Raw genomic sequence first — 22,028 nt, 5'->3', positions numbered from 1 at the left:
CGTCTCAGCCGGATCCCGCCGCGCCAGGAGCCACGGCCCGGCCGGCGGTCAGCGTCCCCCGGAGACGCGCAGGACGGCGCCCGTCGTGTACGAGGAGTCCGGTGACAGCAGCCAGGCGACGGCTCCCGCGATCTCCTCGGGCTGCCCGGGCCGGCCGAGCGGGATCCGCGGCGCCGCAGGGGCCGGAGTCACGCACGCGCGCCGCCGGGCAGCGCGGCAGGCCAAGGGCTGTCCCGCAATCCCCGGCGGGCGCACGACGCCGGCTACGGCGCCTCGCCGCGTTGTCGGAACGCCCCCATACGCCCGGTATGAGGGTGCCCCTCCGCCGTGCGAGGCACCGCATCTGACGCCGTGCGCTGATCCACCGGGGATCACGGGACAGCCCTTAGCACCGGGATAACCGCTGGACCAGTGGAAAAGCCGGACCGGAGAGTGGTGACCGCCACCGGCGCGCCGCAGTCCGCGGCCGCCCGGCGAAGCCCGTCGCCCCAGCCGAGGAGCCCTCCCATGTCGACCCTGCGGGTCACCGTCGAAGAGCTGACCGTACACGAGCACCCGAACGCCGACGCCCTGGAGCTGGCCCAGGTGGGCCTGTACCGCGCCGTCGTCGCCAAGGGCGCCTACCGCACCGGTGAGTTCGCGCTCTACATCCCCGAACAGGCCGTCCTCCCGGCCGCCCTGATCGAGGAGCTCGGTCTGACCGGACGGCTCGCGGGCAGCTCCGCCGACCGCGTCAAGGCCGTCCGCCTGCGCGGAGAGCTCTCGCAGGGGCTGGTCTGCCGGCCGCGCGCCCTCGCGGACACCGACCTGGCGAAGGCCGCCGAGGCGGAGACGGACTTCGCGGAACTGCTCGGCATCACCAAATGGGCCGCGCCCGTCCCCACCACCATGAACGGCGACGTCGAATCCGCCCCGGACCTGCTGCCCTGGGTGGACATCGAGAACCTTCAGCGCTACCCCCACCTCTTCGAGCCCGGCGAGCCGGTGGTCCTCACCGAGAAACTGCACGGCACCGCCTGCCTGTTCACGTACGTCGCGCAGGGCGCGCGGTCCCTGGTCTCCTCCAAGGGCTTCGGTTCCAAGGGTCTCGCGCTGACGGAGGACGAGCGCAACCTCTACTGGCGGGCCGTGCGCGGTCACCACCTGCCGGCCGTCGCCGCCGCCCTCGCCGCCCGGCTCGGCGCGACCCGCGTCGGGATCTTCGGCGAGGTGTACGGCTCGGGCGTCCAGGACCTCGCCTACGGCACCGACGTGCGCACCGCCGGCAGCCCGCCCGGATACGCCGTCTTCGACGTCTCCGCCGAAATCGACGGCCAGGTGCGGTGGCTGGACCCGGCGGCCGTCCTGCGCGAGGGGGAACTGCCCCTGGTGCCACGCCTGTACGAGGGCCCGTACGACCTCGGTACGGTGCTGGACCTGGCGAGCGGCCGCGAGACCCTCTCCGGGCGGGGCCTGCACCTGCGCGAGGGCGTCGTGATCAGGCCGGCCGCGGAGCGGTACAGCCCGGTCGTGGGCGGCCGCGCCATCGCCAAGGCCGTCAGCCCGGCCTACCTGACCAGGAAGGGCGGCACGGAGTACGAGTGAGGGGCGCGGCCGGTCGCCGAACGGGGGGCGGCCCGGAATGAGTCGGTGGAGGCAGCCCCACCCCCGGCCGACGGGCTGACCGTATGGCCGCCGCCCCCGCCGGACGGAAGTCTTGGGGCATGAGAAAACACAGGCCGGCCCTCCTCGCACTGCTCCTCACCCTCGGGGCGGTGGCAGCCGCCGCACCCGCTTCCTCGGCCACCTCACCGGTGTCCGCCCTGGAGCGCGGGGCGTACCCGCTGCGCACCACCGAGCCCCGGGGGAGTCTGGAGGACCTGCGGCCCCTCGGACGCATGGTGAAGGACGCCCGGGTGGTGGGCCTGGGGGAATCCACGCACAGTTCGCACGAGTTCTTCGCGATGAAGCACCGGGTCCTGCGCTACCTCGTCGAGGAGAAGGGCTTCCGCAGCTTCGCCCTGGAGGGGAGCTGGAGCAGCGGGCTGCGGCTCAACGACTACGTGCTGCACGGCAAGGGCGATCCGGCGCGGATCATGGGTGAGGAGTTCCAGAACAGCTACTCCTGGTGGAACAACAGCGACTACCTCGACCTGATCCGGTGGATGCGGGACTACAACCTCCGGCATCCGCAGGACCCGGTGCAGTTCATGGGCGACGACTTCGGATACGCCGGACCGCAACCCTACGACGCGGTGACCGCCTACCTGGCCGAGGCCCGTCCCGAGCTGCTGCCGCAATTCGCCGAGCTCTACCGGGGCCTGCGGCCCGAGCCCACGACCACCGTCGACGCCTACATGAAGGGCTACATGGAACGGCCGCTGGATCAGCGGCAGGAGATGGCCGCCAGGACGGGGCGCGCCCTGGAGCTGCTGCGGCAGCAGGGTCCCGGGCCGGCGGCCGGCGGCGGCGAGGCGTACGCCTGGGCCGTGCAGCACGCCACCGCCATCGACCAGACGGCCAGGGGATACTCCTTCGACTTCGACGATCCGGGGCAGGTCGCGCAGGCCATGGACTACCGCGACGCGCTCATGGCGCGGAACGTCGCCTGGTGGGAGGAGCACACCGGGGACAAGGTCCTGCTGTCGGCCCACACCGCGCACGTCGCCCTGCGGACCTACGACCCGGAGCACTACCCGAGGACACAGGGCGGCTACCTGCGTGACGCGCTCGGCGAGGACTACGTGAGCATCGGCACCACCTTCGACCAGGGCTCGTTCAACGCCACCGGATCGGACGGGAAGGTGCGCGTGCACACCGTGGGCCCCTCGGAGCCGGGCACGAACGAACACACCCTGGACCGGGTCCGCCACCGCGACTACGTCCTGGACCTGCGTACCGCCCCGGCTGCGGCCCGGTCATGGCTGGCCACGGCCCGTACCACCAAGAGCATCGGCACCGAGTATCCCGGCCCCGGGGCGCAGTACCCGGTCGCGCTCGGCGCGGCGCACGACGTCCTCGTCCACCTCCACCGCGTGGAGGCCGCGCGGTTGTCGGCGCCGCCGTCGCCGGGAGCGGAGTGAAGCGGTCCAAGAGGGGCGCCCGACGCGGGCGTTGACAGCGTCCCGGTTCCCCCGGGATTCTGGGGAGAGCGCTCTCCCCGGAATCCCGGGGCCCCACCCGGCCGGTGCGGTGCTCCCGGCGATCCCGCCACGTGACGTGCTGTGCTCCAGGCGCTCAGCCCCGCAGGCGCCCCGGCGCGCCCGCGCCCGCTCGCGCGCCCGCTCCCGCGTGCTCCTATGTTCCGCGCCGAAAGGGCTACCCGGATGCACGACGGCCACGAGGACCGGCGCGCCCACAGGCTCGGCCTCCGGCGGGGCGTCCGCCTGCTGACCGGCGCCGACACCTGGCGCACGCATCCCGAACCGGCCGTGGGACTGGGCGTCATGGTGTTCTCCGACGGGCCGGCCGGGGTGCGGGGCCCGGGCGGGGACGAACGCTCGACCGCGGCCCTGCTGCCCCGGACTGGCGCCTCACACGGCGCGCGGGTCGGTATTCGGGGGGAGCACCGTGTGTGACGCGCGGTCGGTGGTGGAGAGGTTCTTCCTCGTTCGTCCGTGGTGGTGCGGGTCCGCCTGCGGCGGCCGTGAAAATCGCTGTCCGATTGTCGGAACGCAGTGATAGAGATCCAGGGTGACAATGACACTGGGGTTCCCCGTTCTGCTGCGACTGATCGACGAACGGTCGACCGCCTTCCGCGCCGCGGTCGCCTCCGCGCCCAGCCTCGACGTACGGGTGCCGACCTGCCCCGAGTGGACGCTGTTCGATCTGGCGCAGCACATCGGCGAGGGGCGCCGCGACTGGGCCGTCACCGTCGCCGCAGGGCCTGCTCCGGCCAAGTCGGCGGCGGAGGGCGCCCCTGCTGTGCCTCGGGAGCGCGAGGCCCTGCTGGCCTGGCTGGCGGAGTCCACGGAGCAACTGCTGGACGCACTGCGGAAGGCCGGCCCGGATCGCGGTTGCTGGACGTGGTGGGAGACCTCGCAGTCGCCGCAGACCTCCGGTGCCGTAGCCCGGCACCAGCTCCAGCAGATGGCGGTGCACACCTACGACGCCCAGATCACCGTGGGCGCCCCGCAGCCGCTGTCGGCCGAGGTGGCACTCGACGGTGTCGACGAGTTCCTGTCCACCTGCGTCGCAACGGCGAGTGCCTGGCCGCACGAGCCCGCTGTCGTCGACTTCCACGCCTCCGAGGGCCGATCCTGGCGCCTCTCGCTCTCCGCCGACGGCGCACGGACCGCCTCTCTCCCCGGGCCCGGCAGCACATCGGCCACCGCTGCCGACCAGGATGCGCACGCGGCCAACGCCTCCGCCTCGGGCACGGCCGACCAGCTGGTCCTCTTCCTGCACGGCCGTATCCCGGTCAACTCCCTCGAGCTCGACGGCGACCGACGTCTCTTCGACCAGCTCAGCGCCTGGGACCCGGATGAGTAGGACGTGACGATGTGCCCCCTCGTACGCCCCGGGGTGTGCCTCCCGCCACCGGCTACAGCCGCGCCGTGGTGGCCTCGGTTCTTGTGCTTGGGCGGGGAGGGCCGGGCGATGTCCTCGTCCCGGATGTCGTGGCCCTCGGCGCGGAGTCGGGTGACGGGGGCCACGTCGCGGGCGGGGGCTTCGGGTCATGCGTGGTGGGGGGTGGCCTCGCCGCGGATGCGCAGGGCCGTGCGCCAGCCCGGGGGTTCGGTGCGGGGCCGGGGGGTAGCGCGGCGCCCGCCCGTGGCGAAGAAGGCGGACAGCGGGAGCGTCGCCGCGCCGACCGTGACCGCGTCCGGCCCCAGCGAGCCCAGTGTGACGGTGACCCGTCCGGCGGGATGGCGCAGGGAATACCGCGTCGCGTGCTCGCGCACCGCCGGGAGGATGTGCGGTCCCAGCATCAGGCCTGCCCAGCCGCCGATCAGGATCCGCTCCGGCTGGAAGAGGTTGATCAGGTCGGACAACCCCGCTCCCAGGTACTCCGCGGTCTCCTCCAGGACCTCCAGCGCGACCCGGTCCTGCCTGCCGGCCGCCGCCAGCAGGGCGGAGAGGGCCTCCTCCTCGTCCACGCAGTCCACCGGGCCCCCGCCCCGCTCCGCCCACCGCGCCAGCAGGGACTCGGCCCCCGTGTACGCCTCCAGGCAGCCCAGCGCCCCGCAGCGGCAGCGCCGTCCGCGTACGGAGACCGTCAGGTGCCCCCACTCCAGCGGGGTCCCCTCCGTCGTCCCGCCGTCCGGTGAGCCGTCGGTGATCAGGCTTGCGCCGACGCCCGAACCGAACAGCACGACCACCGCCTCGCGGGCCCCGCGCCCCGCCCCGAACCACATCTCCGCCTGGCCGAGCGTCCGCGCACCGTTGTCGATGATGTACGGGACCTCCTGCGGCAGGACTCCGGTGGCGCGCAGCCGTTCCTCGAGCGGCACCGCCTCCCATCCGATGGTCTGGCCGTGCACCACCGCCCCGCCCGGCGCGTCCCGGTCGACGATGCCGGGCACCCCGACACCCACCCCCAGCAGCCGCTCCGTGCCGATGCCGGCCTCGGTGAGCACGGCGGTGATCCCCTCCGCGATGTGGCCGACCACGGGGCCCACGTCGTAGCAGCCGCGCGGCTGCAACGGCATCTCGGCGCGGGCGAGTTCGGTGAGGGTCAGGTCGAACAGCTCGACGCGCACGCGTGTCTCGCCGACGTCGACGCCGATCATGTGCGCACTGCCGGGAGCCACGCGCAGCAGGGTGCGGGGGCGGCCGCCGTCGGAGTCGACGACGCCGGCCTCCTCCAGGAGTCCGTCCGCGACGAGTTCTCCGACCACGTTGCTGACGGAACCGGAGCTCAGCCCGGTGGCCGGGCCCAGCTCCTGCCGGCTCATCGGCCCGCCGAAGTAGAGCCGTTGGAGGACGGCGCTCCTGTTGCCCCGCCGCAGGTCCCGCACCGTTCGCCCGCTACGCCCCGTGGTCATCCGGCCCCTTCCGCAGTGACATCGTTCGCAACATACCCTTGCGCGACCCCTTGACGCGACCCTTTCACGGGGCTTAACTCACGTCCTAAATTAAGGCCTGGACGGAGCATGCCACGCCGGCCTTCCCCCAGCCCCGCCGAAAGGGACCGAGCCGCCATGCGCAGAACCCGAGCCGCTGCCGCCGCCGTCACAGTCTCCCTCCTCGCCACCGCCGTCACCGCCTGCGGCGGCGGATCCGCGGACAGCGGGGGCGGTTCCAACACCGCCCCCAAGGAGCTCACCTACTGGGCCTCCAACCAGGGCCCGGACATCACGGCGGACCAGGCCACCCTGGCTCCCGAGCTGGGGAAGTTCGAGCAGCAGACCGGGATCAAGGTCAAGCTCGAAGTGGTCCCCTGGTCGGACCTGCTCAACCGCATCCTCGCCGCCACCGCCTCCGGCCAGGGCCCGGACGTCCTGAACATCGGCAACACCTGGTCCTCCTCCCTCCAGGCCACCGGCGCCCTGCTCCCCTGGAACGCCGAGAACTTCGAGGCGATCGGCGGCCGGGACCGCTTCGTCGAGTCCGCCATCGGCTCGGCCGGCGCGAGCGGCAAGGACCCGGCCGCCGTCCCGCTCTACTCGATGTCCTACGCGCTCTACTACAACAAGAAGATGTTCCAGGAGGCGGGCGTCGAGAAGCCCCCCGCCACCTGGGACGAGATGGTCACCGTCGGCCGGAGGCTGACGAAGGACGGCAAGTGGGCTCTGGGCGCGGAGGGCTCCAACCTCTCCAACAACATCCACCAGGCGTTCGTCCTCTCCAAGCAGCACGGTGCCGACTTCTTCGACGCCGCGGGCAGACCCGCCTTCGACACCCCCGCGAACGTCGAGGCCGTCAAGCAGTACGTCGACCTGATGGCCAAGGACAAGATCATCGCGCCCGGCAACGCCGAGTACGACAAGAACCAGTCCCTCCAGGACTTCGCCAACGGCAAGACCGCCATGGTCCTGTGGCAGAACGCGGCGGGCAGCTTCAAGGCACACGGCATGAAGGAGGGCGACTGGGGCGTGGCCCCCGTCCCCGTACCCGCCGGCGGCGCCCCCGGCACCGGCAGGAACACCACCTCCATGGTCGCCGGCATCAACATGGCCGTCTTCAAGAACACCGACAACATCGACGGCGCCCTGAAGTTCGTGAAGTTCATGACGAGCGACGAGGAGCAGAAGCTCCTCAACAAGACCTACGGCTCCATCCCGCCGGTCAAGGCCGCCCAGAGCGACGCGGCCTTCGCCACCGAGGACCTCACCGTGCTGCGCAACACCCTCGCCACCAGCGCCGCACCGCTGCCGCAGGTCCCCGAGGAGTCGCAGTTCGAGAGCGCCGTCGGCACCGCCGTCAAGGAGCTCTTCGCCGACGCCGCGGCCGGCCGCCCGGTGACCGCCGAAACGGTCAGGGCGAAGCTCACCAAGGCCCAGCAGCAGATGTCGAACTGAGCACCGCCCGATGACCACCGCGCCGACCACCCTCCCCCCCGACGCCGGGCCCCGCGGCGAACGCCGTACCCCGCCCCGCTGGCGCCGTCCGGGACGCACCCCCCGCCCCGGACGGCTGCGCCGCACCGCCCTGCCCTACCTCCTGCTCCTGCCCGCGCTCCTGCTCGAACTGCTCATCCACCTGGTGCCGATGGTCATGGGCATCGTGGCGAGCTTCCGCGAACTCACCCAGTTCTTCATCCGGGACTGGACCAGCGCCCCCTGGACGGGCTTCGACAACTACGACCTCGCCGTCGACATCGACCGGCCCGTCGGCGAGGCCCTGCTCGGGTCCTTCCTCACCACCTGCCTGTTCACCCTCCTCTCCGTGGCCCTGTGCTGGCTGATCGGCACCGCCGCCGCCGTGTTCATGCAGGAGACCTTCCGCGGCCGGGCCTTCCTGCGGGCGCTGTTCCTCGTCCCCTACGCCCTGCCCGTCTACGCGGCCGTCATCACCTGGTCGTTCATGTTCCAGCGGGACAACGGACTGGTGAACCACGTCATCCACGACCAGCTGGGCATCGGCGGCGCCGCGCACACGTTCTGGCTCCTGGGGGACAACAGCTTCTGGGCACTGCTCACCGTCTCGGTGTGGAAGGGCTGGCCCTTCGCGTTCCTGATCGTGATGGCCGCCCTGCAGAACGTCCCCAGGGAGCTGTACGAGGCCGCCGCGCTCGACGGCGCCGGCACCTGGCAGCAGATCCGCCGCATCACCCTGCCGTCGGTCGGTCCGGTCAACCAGGTACTGGTCCTCGTGCTGTTCCTGTGGACCTTCAACGACTTCAACACGCCGTTCGTCCTGTTCGGCAGATCGGCGCCGGAGGCGGCCGACCTCATCTCCCTCCACATCTACCAGTCCAGCTTCGTCACCTGGAACTTCGGCACCGGATCGGCCATGTCCGTCCTCCTGCTGCTGTTCCTGCTGCTGGTCACCGCCGGGTACCTGCTCGTCACCACGCACGGACGGAGGAACGACGATGCCCGCTAGAGCGCGCAGCCCGCTCGACCCCCCCGCCTCCTTCAGGGCCGTCCGGGCCGTGTTCCTCACCCTGCTGGCCGCCTTCGTCCTGCTGCCCGTCTACGTGATGGTCACCAGCTCGCTCAAGCCGCTGGAGGACGTCGCCGGAGCGTTCCGGTGGATCCCCTCCGGGCTCACCGTCCGCCCCTACATCGACATCTGGCACACGATCCCGCTCGCCAAGTACTTCCTGAACTCGCTGGTCGTGGCCGGCTCGGCCACCGTCTGCTCCGTGGTCATCGCCGTCTTCGCGGCCTACGCCGTCAGCCGCTACCGCTTCCGCGGCAAGCGCCTGTTCACGGTGACCGTGCTGTCCACCCAGATGTTCCCGGGGATCCTCTTCCTCCTCCCGCTGTTCCTCATCTTCGTCAACATCGGCAACAGCACCGGCGTCGCCCTCTACGGCTCCCGGGGCGGGCTCATCCTCACCTACCTCACCTTCTCCCTGCCCTTCTCCATCTGGATGCTCATCGGGTACTTCGACTCGGTGCCCCGCGACCTCGACGAGGCGGCCACCGTCGACGGCTGCGGCCCCCTCGGCGCACTGCTGCGGGTCGTGATCCCGGCGGCGGTGCCGGGCATCGTCGCCGTCGCCGTGTACGCCTTCATGACCGCCTGGGGCGAAGTCCTCTTCGCCTCCGTCATGACGAACGACACCACGCGCACCCTGGCCGTCGGACTGCAGGGCTACTCCACACAGAACGACGTCTACTGGAACCAGATCATGGCCGCCTCGCTCGTCGTCAGCATCCCCGTCGTCGCCGGCTTCCTGCTGCTGCAGAAGTACCTGGTGGCCGGACTCACGGCAGGAGCCGTCAAATGACCCTTTCCGAATACCTCCCCCTGACCGGCCCGCACGCCGTCGACCTCGCCGCGCTCCCCGCCGACTTCGCCTGGGGCACCGCCACCTCCGCCTACCAGATCGAAGGCGCCGTCGAGGAGGACGGCCGCGCCCCTTCCATCTGGGACAGCTTCACCCGCGTCCCCGGCGCCATCGACAACGGCCACACCGGCGACACCGCCTGCGACCACTACCACCGCTGGCCCGAGGACATCGCCCTGATGCGGGAGCTCGGCACCAACGCCTACCGGCTCTCCCTCGCCTGGCCGCGGATCGTGCCCGGCGGCGACGGCCCCGTCAACCCCAAGGGCCTCGACCACTACGACCGGCTGATCGACGCCCTGCTCGCCGCCGGCATCGAACCCAACGTCACCCTCTACCACTGGGACCTCCCGCAGGCACTCCAGGACCGCGGCGGCTGGCCCGAGCGCGCCACCGCCGAGCACTTCGCCGCGTACGCCGGCCTGGTGGCCGAACGCCTCGGCGACCGCGTCACCGAGTGGGCCACCCTCAACGAGCCCCTGTGTTCCGCCTGGATCGGCCACCTGGAAGGCAGGATGGCACCCGGCTGGACGGACCTCGCCGCCGCCGTCCGCGCCTCCTACCACCTGCTGCTCGGCCACGGCCTCGCGAGCCAGGCCGTGCGCGCCACGGCCCGAGGCGCCCGCATCGGCATCGTCAACAACCTCTCCACCATCGAACCCGCCACCACCGGTGAGGCCGACCGGGCCGCCGCCCGGCGCATGGACGGCCATGTCAACCGCTGGTGGCTCGACCCGGTGCACGGCCGCGGCTTCCCCGCCGACATGCGCGAGGTCTACGGCGTGGACCTCCCCGAACGCCCCGGCGACCTCACCACCATCGCCGCCCCCCTCGACTGGATCGGCCTGAACTACTACTTCCCCCAGGTCGTCACCGCCGATCCGGCCGGCCCCGCGCCCTTCGCCCGCCAGAGCGACCGGCCCGGCGTCCCGCGTACCGGCATGGGCTGGGAGGTCGACGCCGACGGCCTGGAGACGCTGATCATGCGCCTGCACGAGGAGTACGGGGCCCGGCGCATCCAGATCACCGAGAACGGCTCCGCCTACCCCGACGCCGTCGCCCCCGACGGCAGCGTCCACGACCCCGAGCGCACCGCCTACCTGACCTCCCACCTCGCCGCCTGCGCCCGCGCGGCCGGCCGCGGCGCACCGGTGGCCGGCTACTACGCCTGGTCGCTGCTGGACAACTTCGAATGGGCCTACGGCTACGACAAGCGCTTCGGCCTGGTCCACGTCGACTACGAGACCCAGGTCCGCACGGTCAAGTCCAGCGGCCGCGCCTACGCAGGGATCATCGCCGCCCACCGCTCGCGCTGACTCCCCGCCCGCCCGCCCGCCTCCCTCCCGACGCACCGCGCCCGCCCCGCCTCCCCGGGACGGGCGCGGTCCGCGTGGTGGGATGGACGCAGCGGGGCAGGATCACCAGCACACCCCATCCCACGGAGAAAGGCGGAACGGCACCATGGCCGAGGACACCATGCGGGCGATGGCCTACGAGACGTACGGCGGGACGGAGGTGCTCTCCGAGCAGCGGCTGCCCCTGCCCAAGGTCGGTCCGGGCGAGGTCCTCGTCCGCGTGAAGTGCGCCTCCGTCAACCCCGTCGACTGGAAGATCATGTCCGGCGGCCTCGACGCCCTGATGGACGTCGTGTACCCGGTGGTCCCCGGCTGGGACGTCGCCGGTACCGTCGAGCGCGTCGGCATCGACACCCCCGAGTACGCGGAGGGCGACGAGGTCATCGCCTACGCCCGCAAGGACTACGTGCACGGCGGGACCTTCGCCGAGTACGTCACCGTCCCGGTACGCGCCCTCGCCCGCAAGCCCGCCTCGCTGAGCTGGGCCGAGGCCGCGGGCCTCCCGCTCGCCGGGCTCACCGCGTACCAGCTGCTGACCCGGCTGGGCACCGGCAAGGACGACACCGTCCTCATCCACGGCGCCGCCGGGGGCGTCGGTTCCTTCGGCGTGCAGATCGCCCGCGCGCTCGGCGCCCGCGTCATCGGCACCGCCTCCCCGCGCAACCACGACCGGGTGCGGGAGCTCGGCGCCGAGCCCGTCGCCTACGGGGACGGCCTCGCCGCGCGGGTGCGGGAGCTCGCCCCGGACGGCGTCACCGTCGTCGCCGACTTCGTCGGCGGCGTCCTCGACGTCACCCGCGACGTCCTGCACGACGACGGGCGGCACGCCTCCATCGCCGACCCCACGGTGACCGGGTCGGGCGGCGAGTGGATGTGGGTGCGCCCCGTCGGCAGCGACCTCGCCGAACTGGGCCGCCTCGTCGATGCCGGGGCGCTGAAGGTGACCGTCGCCAAGACCTTCCCGCTCGCCGAACTGGCCGCGGCCTTCGAGTCCAGCCAGGGCGGCCACACCGCCGGCAAGATCGTCATCGAGGTCTGACCCCCGGCCCTGTCCCCGGCACCCGGACACGCCGGACCGCGCGCCGCCCGGCGAGGTGGACGGGCGGCGCGCGGGATCCGGCAGGGGCCTCAGCGGGCCGGACGGTCAGCCATGGACCCCGAAGTGGAACAGCGAGTAGCCGTAGCCGGTGCCGCGCCGGGTCAGCTCCAGCCGGACGTAGCGGCCCGACGCGCTGAGGTCGAAGTCGTCGACGCCCCCGTCCCCGGACGAGGTGGCGTAGGCCGTCCGCCAGTTCTGGCCGTCGTCCGACACCTTGATCGTGTAGGCCTTTCCGTAGGCGCTCTCCCACACCAGCTGCGCGTGCCCCAGCTGCCTGACGGACCCCAGGTCCACCTGGAGCCACTGCGGGTCGGCCCAGGTGCTGGCCCACCGGGTGTCGTTGCGGCCGTCCGTGGCCAGGGCCGGGGTGCACGGGCAGCCGCCGTAGCCGTCGCTCTGGTAGGTGGAGGCGGTCGTGGGCCGGCCCAGTGCCACGTCGGTGCCCGCCCCCGGCTGGTGCTCCTCCGGGTGGGGGGGCGCTCCCAGGGTGGGAGAGCGCTCTCTCAAGCGCCGGAAAACGCGGGGCGGCCGGCTGCCGCCCCGCGTCCCGCGGGGGATCAGGGGTGGATCAGGAGTGGATCAGGGGAAGGACGGGTGGATCAGGAGTGGATCAGGGGAAGGAGACGATGGTCGAGGGGGTGGTCGAGGTGCCCGAGGTCGGGGCTCCGGTGCTGTTGATGACGTGTTCGTACTGGCCGTTGCCGCCGAGGGAGACGACGAGCAGGTCGTGGAACGTGACGCCCGGTTTCACCGGCGCCTGGAAACCGTGGTCCTGGCGGATCGTCGGATCGACGTTGTAGTAGCAGTAGCTGCCCAGGCCCCAGCCCTCGTGGGTGTTCACCGAGTCGGCCACCTTGTAGGCCGCGTAGCCCTTGACGGAGCCGTTCTGGACGGCCGCCTGGTTGGGCGCGTCGTACGCCTTCTCGTTCTGGAAGAAGATCGTGCGGCCGCGCTCGCCGTTCCACTGCACGTCGTACTTGTTGAAGTGCTCCACGAACAGCCCGGTGGCCAGGACGTCGTCGCCGTTCACCCGGAACCCGTAGTCGGAGCGGTTGGTCTCCCAGCCCACCCCGTCACCGTGGTCGGCACGCCAGATCCAGGTGTGGTCGACGATCGTGTCGTGGTTGTTGATCACCATGCCCACCGTGGCCTTGCCCGCGCCGGCGCCGCCGACCCGGATGAACACGTCCTGCACGGTGGTCGGGTTCGCCGCGTGGTCCGTGGTGGTGCCGGCCGGGCCGACCTCCAGGAGGGTGGGCGAGTTGACCGGACCCGCATCGATCAGGAAGCCGGCGAGCTTGACGCCGTCGACGTCGGCGACCTTCATCGCGGTCACCCCGTTGTCCGGGACGATCGTGGCCAGGCCGAGGCCCAGCACGACCGTGTCCGGGCGGTTGACCTGGATGGTCTGGTTGACGTGGTAGACGCCGGGCGTGAAGAGCAGGTGCAGGCCCTGGGCCAGCGCCGCGTTGATCGTCGCCGCGCTCGCGCCCGGCTTGACCACGTAGAACTGGCCCAGCGGGATCGAGGATCCCTGCGGTGCGCCGTTGCCCCAGGAGGTGCCGCGGGCATTGGTGCGCTTGGCCGGCACGAAGACCTTGTACTGGCTGCCGTCGAGGTAGAGGAAGGGCTTCTCGCGGGAGACGGGCGTGCTGTCGAGCGTGGTGTACGGCGCGTTCGGGAAGCTCTGCGCCGGGGCCCCCTGGACGCCGGAGAACACCTGGTTCCACACGGCGTTGGACCAGCCGCCGATGGAGCTCTCGCGGGTGTACCACTGCTGCTGCGAGTAGTTGCCGACCTGGCCGTCGATCCTGGAGTCGGCGATGTAGCCGCCGGAGGCCCATCCGTAGCCGTTGGGTGCGAGGTTCAGGCCTCCCTTGACGTGCATCCGGCGGAACGGTGCGGCCTGGGAGACGGCCCAGCGGTCCGTGCCGTTGACCGGGTTGAGGGCCAGGTTCTCGGCCGAGCGCCAGAAGTTCTGGGTGGCGTTGCCGCCGAACCATCCGGCGTCGACGGTGACGTCGCCATTGATGGTGGTGTCGTCGGGGTTCAGGCCGAGGCCGGAGATAGAGGTGTAGAAGCCGATCTGGGCGTTGAGGCCGTTGTACGTACCGGGCTTGAAGAGGAACTGGTAGCGGCCGGAGCCGAACTGCGCCGACTCCTGCTGCGCGAAGACCTGGTCCAGCCTGGCCTGGATGTTCGGCGTCGAGGGGTCGAAGACGATCACGTTCGGTCCCAGGTCGCCGCCGCCGGGGATCACCGGGCCGGTGCCGGTGGTGCCGTAGACCTGGAACTCCCACAGCGAGTAGCCGTAGGTGGTGGCCCGCTGTGTGCCGTGGACGCGGACGTAGCGCGCGGTACCCGTGATGTCGTGGGTCTGCACCCCGCCGGTGCCCGCGGTCGTCGAGTAGGCGGTGGACCAGGTGGTGCCGTCGGTGGACAGCTCGACCCGGTAGGACTTCGCGTACGCGGCCTCCCAGCGCAGGACCACCTGGTTCAGCTGGGCCGGGGCGCCGAGGTCGACCTGTATCCACTGCGGGTCGGCGAACTGGCTCGACCAGCGGGTGCCGTTGTCGCCGTCCACGGCCGCCGCGGCCGGGGTCCCGGAGCCCTCCACGCTGGAGGCGGTGGCGGGCCTGCCCTGCGAGAGCAGAACCGGCGCCGCCTGGGCGGAGGTGGCGGGCAGCAGCACGAGGAGGGCCGCGACCAGGGCGGCGGCGAGCGCCGCGACGGTGAGACGTGGCGGGCGGTCGGAGGGGAGTGGCATGCGGGGGGCTCCTGACGTCATGGATCCGGGGGGGATCGAAGCGTGAGTGAACTGCCCGCCCGGTGGGTCGTCAAGGGTTTCGGCGTTCATGAACTGAAGATCAATCAGGATGTCAATTGCGCATCAGGCCCGTGAACTCGGGGTTTCTTCAATCCTTGTGAAAAGTGTTGACGAAAAAACTTCGCAGGGCTCTACTGATGCTCCTGACCGCTCCGTCCCGCCGTGCCCGCCCGGCGGGACGGGGCTCCGGCAGGCTTCGGGAAGTGGCCCCCGCAGGGGATGAGTTGGTCTCGTGCGTTCGTTACTCGTCGGCTGCCGGGCCGGCGTTCAGGTCGGGCACCTCTCCGCAGGCAGCCCAGGCGACCTCGACCCCCGGCAGCCCGCGCGACCACGGTCCGGCCACGGCGGCCAGGCCCGCGGCGTCGGGCGGGGTGGCGCCGAGCCCGATCGCCAGGCGCACCAGGCGCGGTCCGGCCTCGAAGGGGTGTGGCCACGCGTGCACACCGGCGGTCCCCGCCTGCTCCAGGGCGCCCAGCAGCGCCAGGAGACGGCCGCGCGCCCGGCCGAGAGCGTCCTCGAAGTCCGCCTCCGTGCCCGCCCGTACGCTCACCACCGCCCAGGCGGCGTGCCTGCGGTGCAGCGGCGGGGTGCGCCGCAGTGCTGCGGGGTCCCCGCAGCCGGCCTCCAGGAGCTCCCAGGCCCGGTACAGCTCCCGTCCCAGCAGATCGCGCAGCCCCGGCCCCACCTGGGCCGTGCAGCTGCGGACCGGCTCGGACGGGGTGAGGACCGTGACGGGTCCGGGAGGCGTCCGGCCGTTCAGCCCGGCCGGCGCCGCCGCGCCCGGCAGGGCGACCGGCTCGCGCCAGTCCCAAGCGGCCCACCGGCCGAAGAAGTCCAGGAGCAGGGCCTCGGGCGACAGGTCGGCCGCCTCCCGTACCGTCCGCGCCGCCAGTACCGCCCAGGCCAGACCCGGCAACCCTCCGAAGGGTGCGCAGTCCAGCCCCCGCGCTCGGGCCCAAGCCTTGACCTCCCGCGCCAGCCGGGCGAAGGCGGCATGCTCCGCGCCCACGGCCTCCCGTACGGCCCCGGCGTCGCTGACCGCGCCGAGCGCGAGCGCGGCCCGTTCGCCCAGCTCCCGGCGCCGCGCCACCGCCCGGGACGGATCCATCGCGCCGGTGGCGACGACGACCAGATCCACATCCAGTTGGGCCACGCGCAGACGCAGCCCCGGCACCCGGGCGCCCGGCACCTCGCGCAGCCGCTCCGCACCGGCAAACGCCGCCGCCACCCGCTCCCGCACCTCCGCGATGGCGACGGACCCCGGCAGCGCCGCCACCAGGTCCAGGTCCGAGCCCCGCAGTGCGCAGCCCATGCGCCGCGAGCCGGCCTCCCACACCACCCCTTCGCCCAGCGCATCCGCGATCCGGGCGGTGACCGACGCGGCCAGGCCGGACCGTGCTGTCGCCTCCCGCCCGGCCGGCTCGGCCGTCCACCGCACCTCACCCGAGCCCAGCGCGATCACCGCCCGGGTGCGCATCGGCCCGTCACCGCGGCGCGAGAGCAGGGCCAGTTCCCCGACCCGGACGGACGTCCCGGCGCCGACGCGGGCACCGAACTCCGCGACCGCCCGCTGCGGATCGCGGCTGCGCCCCAGTGTCAGGTGGGGCGTGTAGCCCCCGGCGCGCCCCCGGCACCCCGGGAAGCGGCGTGCCAGCGCCCGTCGCAGCTCCTGCCACGGCTCGTCACCACCGGCCGCCGGATCCAGCCACAGGACCGCCTCGTCCCGCTGCCCGAAGGCGTGCACTCCCTCCAGACGGGTGGTGAAGGCCGGGGCCGCGGCGGCCACTTCCGCCAGCAGGGGCGCGGCCGCCTCGAAGGAGGACTCCGGCACGAAACCGAAGAGCAGATTGACGTGCGCGGGCCACCGCCCGGCCTGCGGGTCGTGTTCCCGGCGCAGCCCGTCCACCGCCGCGGGCAGACGGGGCGGAAGCCAGGCCACGGCCGTGCGGACCGTGGCCGGGACGTCGAGCGGGGCGAGCCCGCCGTCCGTCCCGAACTCCACCGTTGCCTCGACCCCGTAGTGATCGGAGATGAACAGTCCGTCCGGGCCCGGCGCGTCGCCGCGCAGCCCCGCCCGGCCCACCCGCGCCTGCCCGGCCGCCCCCAGCAGGATCCGGTCCAGCCGTGCGGCCCGTCCCGACAGGGAGCCCACCGCCGCCAGTGGATTGACCGCCGGATCGAAGGTGGGCGTATCGTCCTCGGCCCCGTGCACCTCGCTCCAGGCGTCCCGCATCCCCAGCGCGGCCGCGGGCCCCGCCGGGCCGGACCGGCCGTCGTTGAAATCGCCCAGCAGCGCCACCGCGGCCCCGATCCCGCCCAGACCTTCGGAAAGCGCCGCCAGTTCAGCCGTTCGGCGTGCCTCGCCGTCCTCGGTGTGATCGCTGGTCAGGTGGGTCGCCGCGATCACCAGGGCGCCGTCGGCGGTGTCCACCGTCACGGCGGTGACCGCCTTGTGCGGGCCGAGCAGGTGCAGCCCCGCCTCCCGCACCGGCAGCCGGCTCAGCACCAGCAGCCCGCACTGCGCCACGTCCCGGCCGTCCGGATCCGTGCCGAGCACGTACCGCTCGCGGACCCAGGGCGCCGCCAGCAGCATGCCGAGCAGTCGCGGCTCGACCTCCTGCAGCGCGATGACATCGGCATCGGCGGCCGCCAGGTCGGCCAGCAGCAGCGGCCTGCGCCGCGCCGTGGCGATGCGCGGGCCGTCGTAGCGGTCCCACAGGGTGTTCCAGGTCAGCAGCCGTACCGCGCTGGGAGCCGCGGCTGCGCTGCGGGCGGGCGCCCGCACCGGCCGCCAGGCTCCGCCGCCCGCCGCGTCCCAGGCGTGCGGGGTCCGGGCGGTGAAGAACGGCGCCCGCAGCAGGCGGGCATCGCGGACCCGCCCGGCCCCGGTGACATCGAGCCGGTCCACGCCCGTCGCCCGGTCCCACACCAGCTCGCCGTCCGCCTCCACGAACAGCACACGGTGCCAGGGGATGTCACCGCCCGGCACGAAGGATTCCAGCGCGACCCGCTTGGGGCCCGCGCCGCGCTGCAGCAGCCCGAGCACGAAGCGGGCGGGGTCGAAGCGCGGGTCCCACCGGACCTGGTGGTAGAGCTCCTCACTCGTCCGCATCAGTACTCCCCGTCCGCGTCGGCCAGTGTGCCCGCCGTGTCCTCGACGCGGCCGCCCGCGCCCACGTACCAGGTCCGGTGCGCCTGACCGGCATGCGGTGGGCTGAAACGGTGCAGCTGCGAGGCGAGCACTTGCGGCGGCACCGGATGCGCGCGCAGGGTGTTGCGCCGCAGCAGCTCGGCCTCGTCGACGAGCACCACGGCATGGGTGACCAGCGCGTCGCGGCGGCGCGCCACCGACCCGGCCAGGCCACGCTGCTGGTCCGTGAGCGAAGTGGCGTCCCACACGACGGTGCCCCCGCGGGCCAGCGCGGCATCGAGCCGGTCGAGGCCCTCGCCCAGCACTTCCGCGTTGGCCCGCTGGTCCGCGCGGAAACCCCGGGCGGAGCGCAGGTCGTCGAGGCTGATCCGGGTGTCCACACCGGGCAGCGCGCGGCCGAAGGTGCTCTTGCCGCTGCCCGAGGGCCCGCACAGCTGCACCAGCCGGGGAAACGTTCCGTCGCGCCACCGCCAGGTGGCGGCCACGGCTTCCTCGGCCGTGGTGATCCTGCCCTGGGCGAAGGCGCGCCGCGCCTCGGCCCAGCACCGGTCCGCCGCGTCCGCACCGAGCGCGCCGAGCGGCTCCCGCAGCGCGCCGCGCAGGGCGCCGAGCGGGTCGGGGCCGAGCAGACCGGCCTCCTCGGCGCACAGCGCGGACCACTCCACGCACTCCCGCGCGCCGGCGTCCCCCGCGTCCGCGCCGCGGGCCGTCGCGCCCGCCAGCGCGTGCAGCACCCCCAGGTCCGCCGCGGTGGCCATCCGGACCAGCCCGGCCCGCCGCTCCGGCTCCGGGAACGGCCGCTGGAGGTACGGGTACAGCCCGAGGAGGTCGCAGACCCGCCGGGCCTGCGCCATCCCGAGCCGCCCCGCCGCGAGCCGCGCCGCGACCCGGCCGCGCGGCGCGCGGTGCAGTGCGGCGGCCAGGATCCCGGCCAGCCGGGCCTCCCCGGTGCGACCCGCCCCCAACCCGTCGATGCGGGCGCAGACTTCGGCGACCACACCCTCTTCGACGGAACCGGGGGCACCGGCCATGTCGGCGAGGTCGGCCATGTCAGCCAGGTCGGCCCGGCCGTCCGGGCCCGTCTCTCCGTGCGCCCCCGTCACCCCGGCCGCCGCCAGCAGCCCGGCCACATCGGCCGAGGCCCCCGACCGCACCGCCCACAGCGGGGCCCCGGGCCCGAGCCCGTTGGGCACCACCGGGGCGAACATCCAGTGCGTGTCGGTCTGTACGTGTCCGCCGCGCACCCACTTGGCCACGGACCGGCCGAACTCCTCGTACGCGAAACCGTCCGCCCGCCGTACGACGTACCCCTCCTGCCGGGCGGTGTCGAGCTTCAACTTCCGCAGCGCCCGCTCGTCGAAGGTGCCCCGCCACAGCACGCGCGGAGTGGGCACGCCCAGGTCCCGCAGGAACCGCACGGTGCGGTCCCAGCCGAGGCAGTGGTCCCCGTCCCACACCGAGAACCCGTAGAACCAGCTGTCCAGGTCCTCGTAGGCGAGCGAGTGCCGGGCGTACAGGTTCTCCCCGCACACTCGCCGACCGGCCGGGATGCGGGCGCCGATCCGTCCCTGGAGGCCCTTGACCCAGGCACGGGACGGATGGTGCGCCGAGTCCAGTGACCGCGCGTGCAGGCCGTCCCTGTAGAGGGTGGTGTTCTCCCCGTCGAGCTTCTCGGTGACCACCACCTCACGCCCGGCCAGCTCCGCCAGGCCGCCCCGCCCGGCCATCCGGACGTCGTCCGAGGACGCGCCGGGGGACCAGGGCAGATGCGGCGTACGGGGATAGTGGGTACGCATGGTCCGCTCCTGCTCGACGACGTGGTGCACCGTCACCCTAGGTATCCGCAGCGGCCCTGATCCATCGAATAAGCGGCGCGCGACGCCACCGGCCGGCGGCCGCCCGCTCGGGGACGGCGTCCCGACCGGGCCACCGGCCGCCCCAGGGCGGAGGCGTCCGCGGCCACGGGCACCACCTGACCGTAGGGGATGCGGCCACCGCCGGTTTCGGCCGGCCCGTCCGGCCGCCGAACTCACGGCCCTGTGCGGCCCGCCGCAGGCGGCCGGCCCGGTATGAGCCGTCCCGTCAGGCGCCGGCCGGCAGCGCCGCAGCCAGCCGGCCGCCCGCCGCGAAGTGGAGCCGGTCCAGACGGGCCGAGTACGGCCAGCCCCGCGCCCGGTAGAAGCACAGGTCGCTCGGGATCGGAGCCGCCCGCAGGTCCGCGGCGTGCGTCCCGGCCGGCAGTTGCGCGGCCGCCGCGAGCAGCGGGTCCGCGGATCCGGCCCACTCGCCGACCGGCGCGGGCCGGGGCCACGGCTCACCCGTGTTGCAGAACATCCAGTGCGCGCCCTCGGGAACCCGCCCCGCGAAACCCGGCCGGTCCGCGGCCCGGCGGGCCAACCGGGCGTAGGTCAGCAGCAGGTCAGCCAGGGACTCGGCGAGCAGGGACACCTCGGGGTACTCCGCCAGCTCCTTCGCACCGGTGGGCACGGACACCGCGTAGCCCCACTCGCCGGACTCCGGGTCGAGCCGGATCTGGGCGAGCGCGTGGCTGCGCCCGTAGCCGATCCGGGCCAGCGGCCAGTAGGTGCCGTCGCCGCCCAGCATGCGGTGCACCTCCGGGTCCACCTCGTGCCCCGGATCCCCCGGCAGCAGCCGTAGCGCGGGCAGCCCCGCCACCGCCACCGCGCCGATCTCCCGCAGGACGGTGCGCACGTCCTCGGGCACCGCCACCGGCCAGCCGTCCATCACGGAGTCGGCGACCCCCGCGTCGAGCACGACGAACTGCGCGAACCGCGCTGCCAGGGAACGCAGTTCGGCGACCGCGCGCCGCGGTGCGTCCGCCGGCACCGTGTGCCGCCGCACGGCCCGTCCGAGGAAGTCCCCGCTCACCACGCTGCGCAGCAGCAGCGCCCGGCCGTCACCCGCGATGCGGTACTGCACCTCGCTGCTTCCGGTGTCGGCGGTGTTGTACGCGGTGGAGAAGTACGGCTCCCAGTCCACCGCGCACGGGTAACCGGGCAGGGCGTCGAGGTCCACGAGGTCGGTGAGGGAGTCGCCGCGCCCGACGAGTGCGGCCAGCACGCTGTCCGTCCCTTCGGCGACCTCGACGGTCGGGACGGCCGCCACCGAGTGCCGGACGACGGGCCGGTCGGTCACACCGTCGGCGAGCCGCTGCGTGAAACCGGCGAGCCAGCCGGTGAACCCGGGCGCCTCGACGCGCACATCGGCATCGCCGCTCCACGGATTGACGGCCACGACCGGACCCCAGCCGTCCGCACCGGTGGCGACGATCAGCGAGCCCTCGCCGAAGTCCAGCTCGCCAAGGGTCCAGTAGCCGTCGTCGAACACTGCGCGGCCGCGCGGCCCGAAGCGGTACTCGTGGTCCCCGGTGTCGACCCCGCCGATCTCCCGCAGCACCACCCGGACGCCCTCCGGGACGGGAACGGGCCAGCCGTCCAGCTCCGCTTCGGTGAAGCCCTCGAACAGCTCGACCTCGTCCGGCCGCTGCCGCGCCAGCTGCTTCAGCGCGCGGACCGCCGCCGCGGCCGCCCCCGTTCCCGCGTCGTCCATGTCCCCTGCTCCCCGAGTCGTCGGCCGTGCGGCTCCGAGGGTATCCGCCGGACGCTCCGTCAGCGGCAGAGAGCCACGATGGAGAGCGACACCCTGCCCAGGCCGTCGCGCACAGGGCCGTCGTGTCGTACGAACGCGGCACGGCGGGACGGGACGTGGCCCGCGCCGGCGGCAGCGCGGGGGGCCTGGGCGGGGGCGTGAGCGGCGCCATGGGGCGGGTGGGCCGGCGGGGCTCGGCCGCCCGGCAGGGGGCGGTCGCGCGGGGCGGGTCCGGCGGCGCGCTCGTGGACGGCTCCACGCCGCATCCACCGGGAGCGGCCCCGCCGGTGGTTCACCGGACTCGACGGGGCCCGGACTCCGTGGCCCCGGGCAGGCGGCCTGGCGGCCTGGCGGCAACACCGCGTGCGCCCATGACGCAGCGGGCTCCGGGCCGCCGCCGCGCCGGACGCGGGCCGCCCGGCGCGGCGGTGGGATCCACGCACGTATCCAGTGGCCACGGCGAATGCGGCCGCGGCCTGCGCCCGGCCCTGCTGACCCCCGCGCGCCACGAACTCCCTGACGGCTCCGGCGTCGCTGATCGCGCCGAGCCCGGCCCGCTCGCCCAGCTCCCCGAGCCCGGCCCCGTACGAGCGCGCGGAGCCCGC

15 protein-coding genes and 1 pseudogene are annotated in these 22,028 nt (G+C 73.5%); 9 read left to right on the top strand and 7 right to left on the bottom strand.

The genetic code is table 11. The features are described from left to right. Positions 1 to 48: 48 nt before the first annotated feature. Positions 49 to 174: pseudogene (locus AMK16_RS21790) on the bottom strand (SDR family oxidoreductase); the annotation flags it as partial. A gap of 333 nt (positions 175 to 507) precedes the next feature. Here AMK16_RS21790 and AMK16_RS21785 point away from each other — a divergent pair. The 4 genes from AMK16_RS21785 (at position 508) to AMK16_RS21770 (ending at position 4,470) form a co-directional block, all read left to right on the top strand. After that, positions 508 to 1,584 (top strand): RNA ligase (ATP), encoded by a 1,077-nt coding sequence (locus tag AMK16_RS21785; protein ID WP_073918309.1) that lies wholly within the window; start codon positions 508 to 510, stop codon positions 1,582 to 1,584. Between the two features lie 119 nt (positions 1,585 to 1,703). Continuing rightward, positions 1,704 to 3,062 (top strand): erythromycin esterase family protein, encoded by a 1,359-nt coding sequence (locus tag AMK16_RS21780; RefSeq protein WP_073918308.1) that lies wholly within the window; start codon positions 1,704 to 1,706, stop codon positions 3,060 to 3,062. A gap of 243 nt (positions 3,063 to 3,305) precedes the next feature. After that, positions 3,306 to 3,557: a hypothetical protein gene (locus tag AMK16_RS21775; RefSeq protein WP_073918306.1), complete on the top strand. Its 252-nt coding sequence runs from the start codon at positions 3,306 to 3,308 to the stop codon at positions 3,555 to 3,557. 115 nt (positions 3,558 to 3,672) lie between these two features. Then, a complete protein-coding gene (locus AMK16_RS21770) occupies positions 3,673 to 4,470 on the top strand; it encodes a maleylpyruvate isomerase N-terminal domain-containing protein (protein ID WP_107417208.1) in 798 nt (265 codons plus the stop codon). A 185-nt stretch (positions 4,471 to 4,655) separates the two neighbouring features. On the opposite strand, the gene AMK16_RS21765 is transcribed toward AMK16_RS21770, so the two are convergent. Next, positions 4,656 to 5,966, bottom strand: coding sequence for an ROK family transcriptional regulator (locus AMK16_RS21765; RefSeq protein ID WP_073918303.1), 1,311 nt, complete (start codon positions 5,964 to 5,966; stop codon positions 4,656 to 4,658). Positions 5,967 to 6,122: 156 nt separating this feature from the next. Between AMK16_RS21765 and AMK16_RS21760 the strand changes: the two genes are divergently transcribed. From AMK16_RS21760 to AMK16_RS21740, 5 genes are all read left to right on the top strand, one after another. Then, a complete protein-coding gene (locus AMK16_RS21760; RefSeq protein WP_073918302.1) occupies positions 6,123 to 7,442 on the top strand; it encodes an ABC transporter substrate-binding protein in 1,320 nt (439 codons plus the stop codon). Between the two features lie 10 nt (positions 7,443 to 7,452). Continuing rightward, positions 7,453 to 8,469 carry a carbohydrate ABC transporter permease gene (locus AMK16_RS21755; protein ID WP_073918300.1) on the top strand — a complete coding sequence of 339 codons (1,017 nt, stop codon included), beginning with the start codon at positions 7,453 to 7,455 and terminating at the stop codon, positions 8,467 to 8,469. Further along, a complete protein-coding gene (locus tag AMK16_RS21750) occupies positions 8,459 to 9,322 on the top strand; it encodes a carbohydrate ABC transporter permease (protein WP_073918299.1) in 864 nt (287 codons plus the stop codon). The genes AMK16_RS21755 and AMK16_RS21750 overlap by 11 nt, the downstream gene beginning before the upstream one ends. Next, complete coding sequence (locus AMK16_RS21745; RefSeq protein ID WP_073918297.1) at positions 9,319 to 10,698, top strand: GH1 family beta-glucosidase; 1,380 nt, start codon at positions 9,319 to 9,321, stop codon at positions 10,696 to 10,698. The genes AMK16_RS21750 and AMK16_RS21745 overlap by 4 nt, the downstream gene beginning before the upstream one ends. Before the next feature lie 160 nt (positions 10,699 to 10,858). Next, the gene (locus AMK16_RS21740) at positions 10,859 to 11,776 is read left to right on the top strand and encodes an NADP-dependent oxidoreductase (RefSeq protein WP_079191678.1); all 918 of its coding nucleotides are present in this window, start codon (positions 10,859 to 10,861) and stop codon (positions 11,774 to 11,776) included. Between the two features lie 105 nt (positions 11,777 to 11,881). On the opposite strand, the gene AMK16_RS21735 is transcribed toward AMK16_RS21740, so the two are convergent. From AMK16_RS21735 to AMK16_RS21715, 5 genes are all read right to left on the bottom strand, one after another. Beyond that, positions 11,882 to 12,343 carry a discoidin domain-containing protein gene (locus AMK16_RS21735; RefSeq protein ID WP_338014464.1) on the bottom strand — a complete coding sequence of 154 codons (462 nt, stop codon included), beginning with the start codon at positions 12,341 to 12,343 and terminating at the stop codon, positions 11,882 to 11,884. A gap of 103 nt (positions 12,344 to 12,446) precedes the next feature. Next, positions 12,447 to 14,603: a discoidin domain-containing protein gene (locus AMK16_RS21730; protein WP_073918293.1), complete on the bottom strand. Its 2,157-nt coding sequence runs from the start codon at positions 14,601 to 14,603 to the stop codon at positions 12,447 to 12,449. A gap of 301 nt (positions 14,604 to 14,904) precedes the next feature. Further along, the gene (locus AMK16_RS21725; RefSeq protein ID WP_073918291.1) at positions 14,905 to 17,775 is read right to left on the bottom strand and encodes a poly(A) polymerase; all 2,871 of its coding nucleotides are present in this window, start codon (positions 17,773 to 17,775) and stop codon (positions 14,905 to 14,907) included. After that, positions 17,775 to 19,610 (bottom strand): RNA ligase family protein, encoded by a 1,836-nt coding sequence (locus tag AMK16_RS21720; protein ID WP_073918867.1) that lies wholly within the window; start codon positions 19,608 to 19,610, stop codon positions 17,775 to 17,777. The genes AMK16_RS21725 and AMK16_RS21720 overlap by 1 nt, the downstream gene beginning before the upstream one ends. Before the next feature lie 286 nt (positions 19,611 to 19,896). Beyond that, complete coding sequence (locus AMK16_RS21715; RefSeq protein ID WP_073918289.1) at positions 19,897 to 21,384, bottom strand: hypothetical protein; 1,488 nt, start codon at positions 21,382 to 21,384, stop codon at positions 19,897 to 19,899. Positions 21,385 to 22,028 lie beyond the last annotated feature (644 nt).

The organism is Streptomyces sp. CB00455 (assembly GCF_001905445.1).
Lineage (GTDB): Bacteria > Actinomycetota > Actinomycetes > Streptomycetales > Streptomycetaceae > Streptomyces.
Note: the sequence above shows the minus strand (reverse complement) of the source record. Positions and strands in the feature narration are given on the sequence as shown.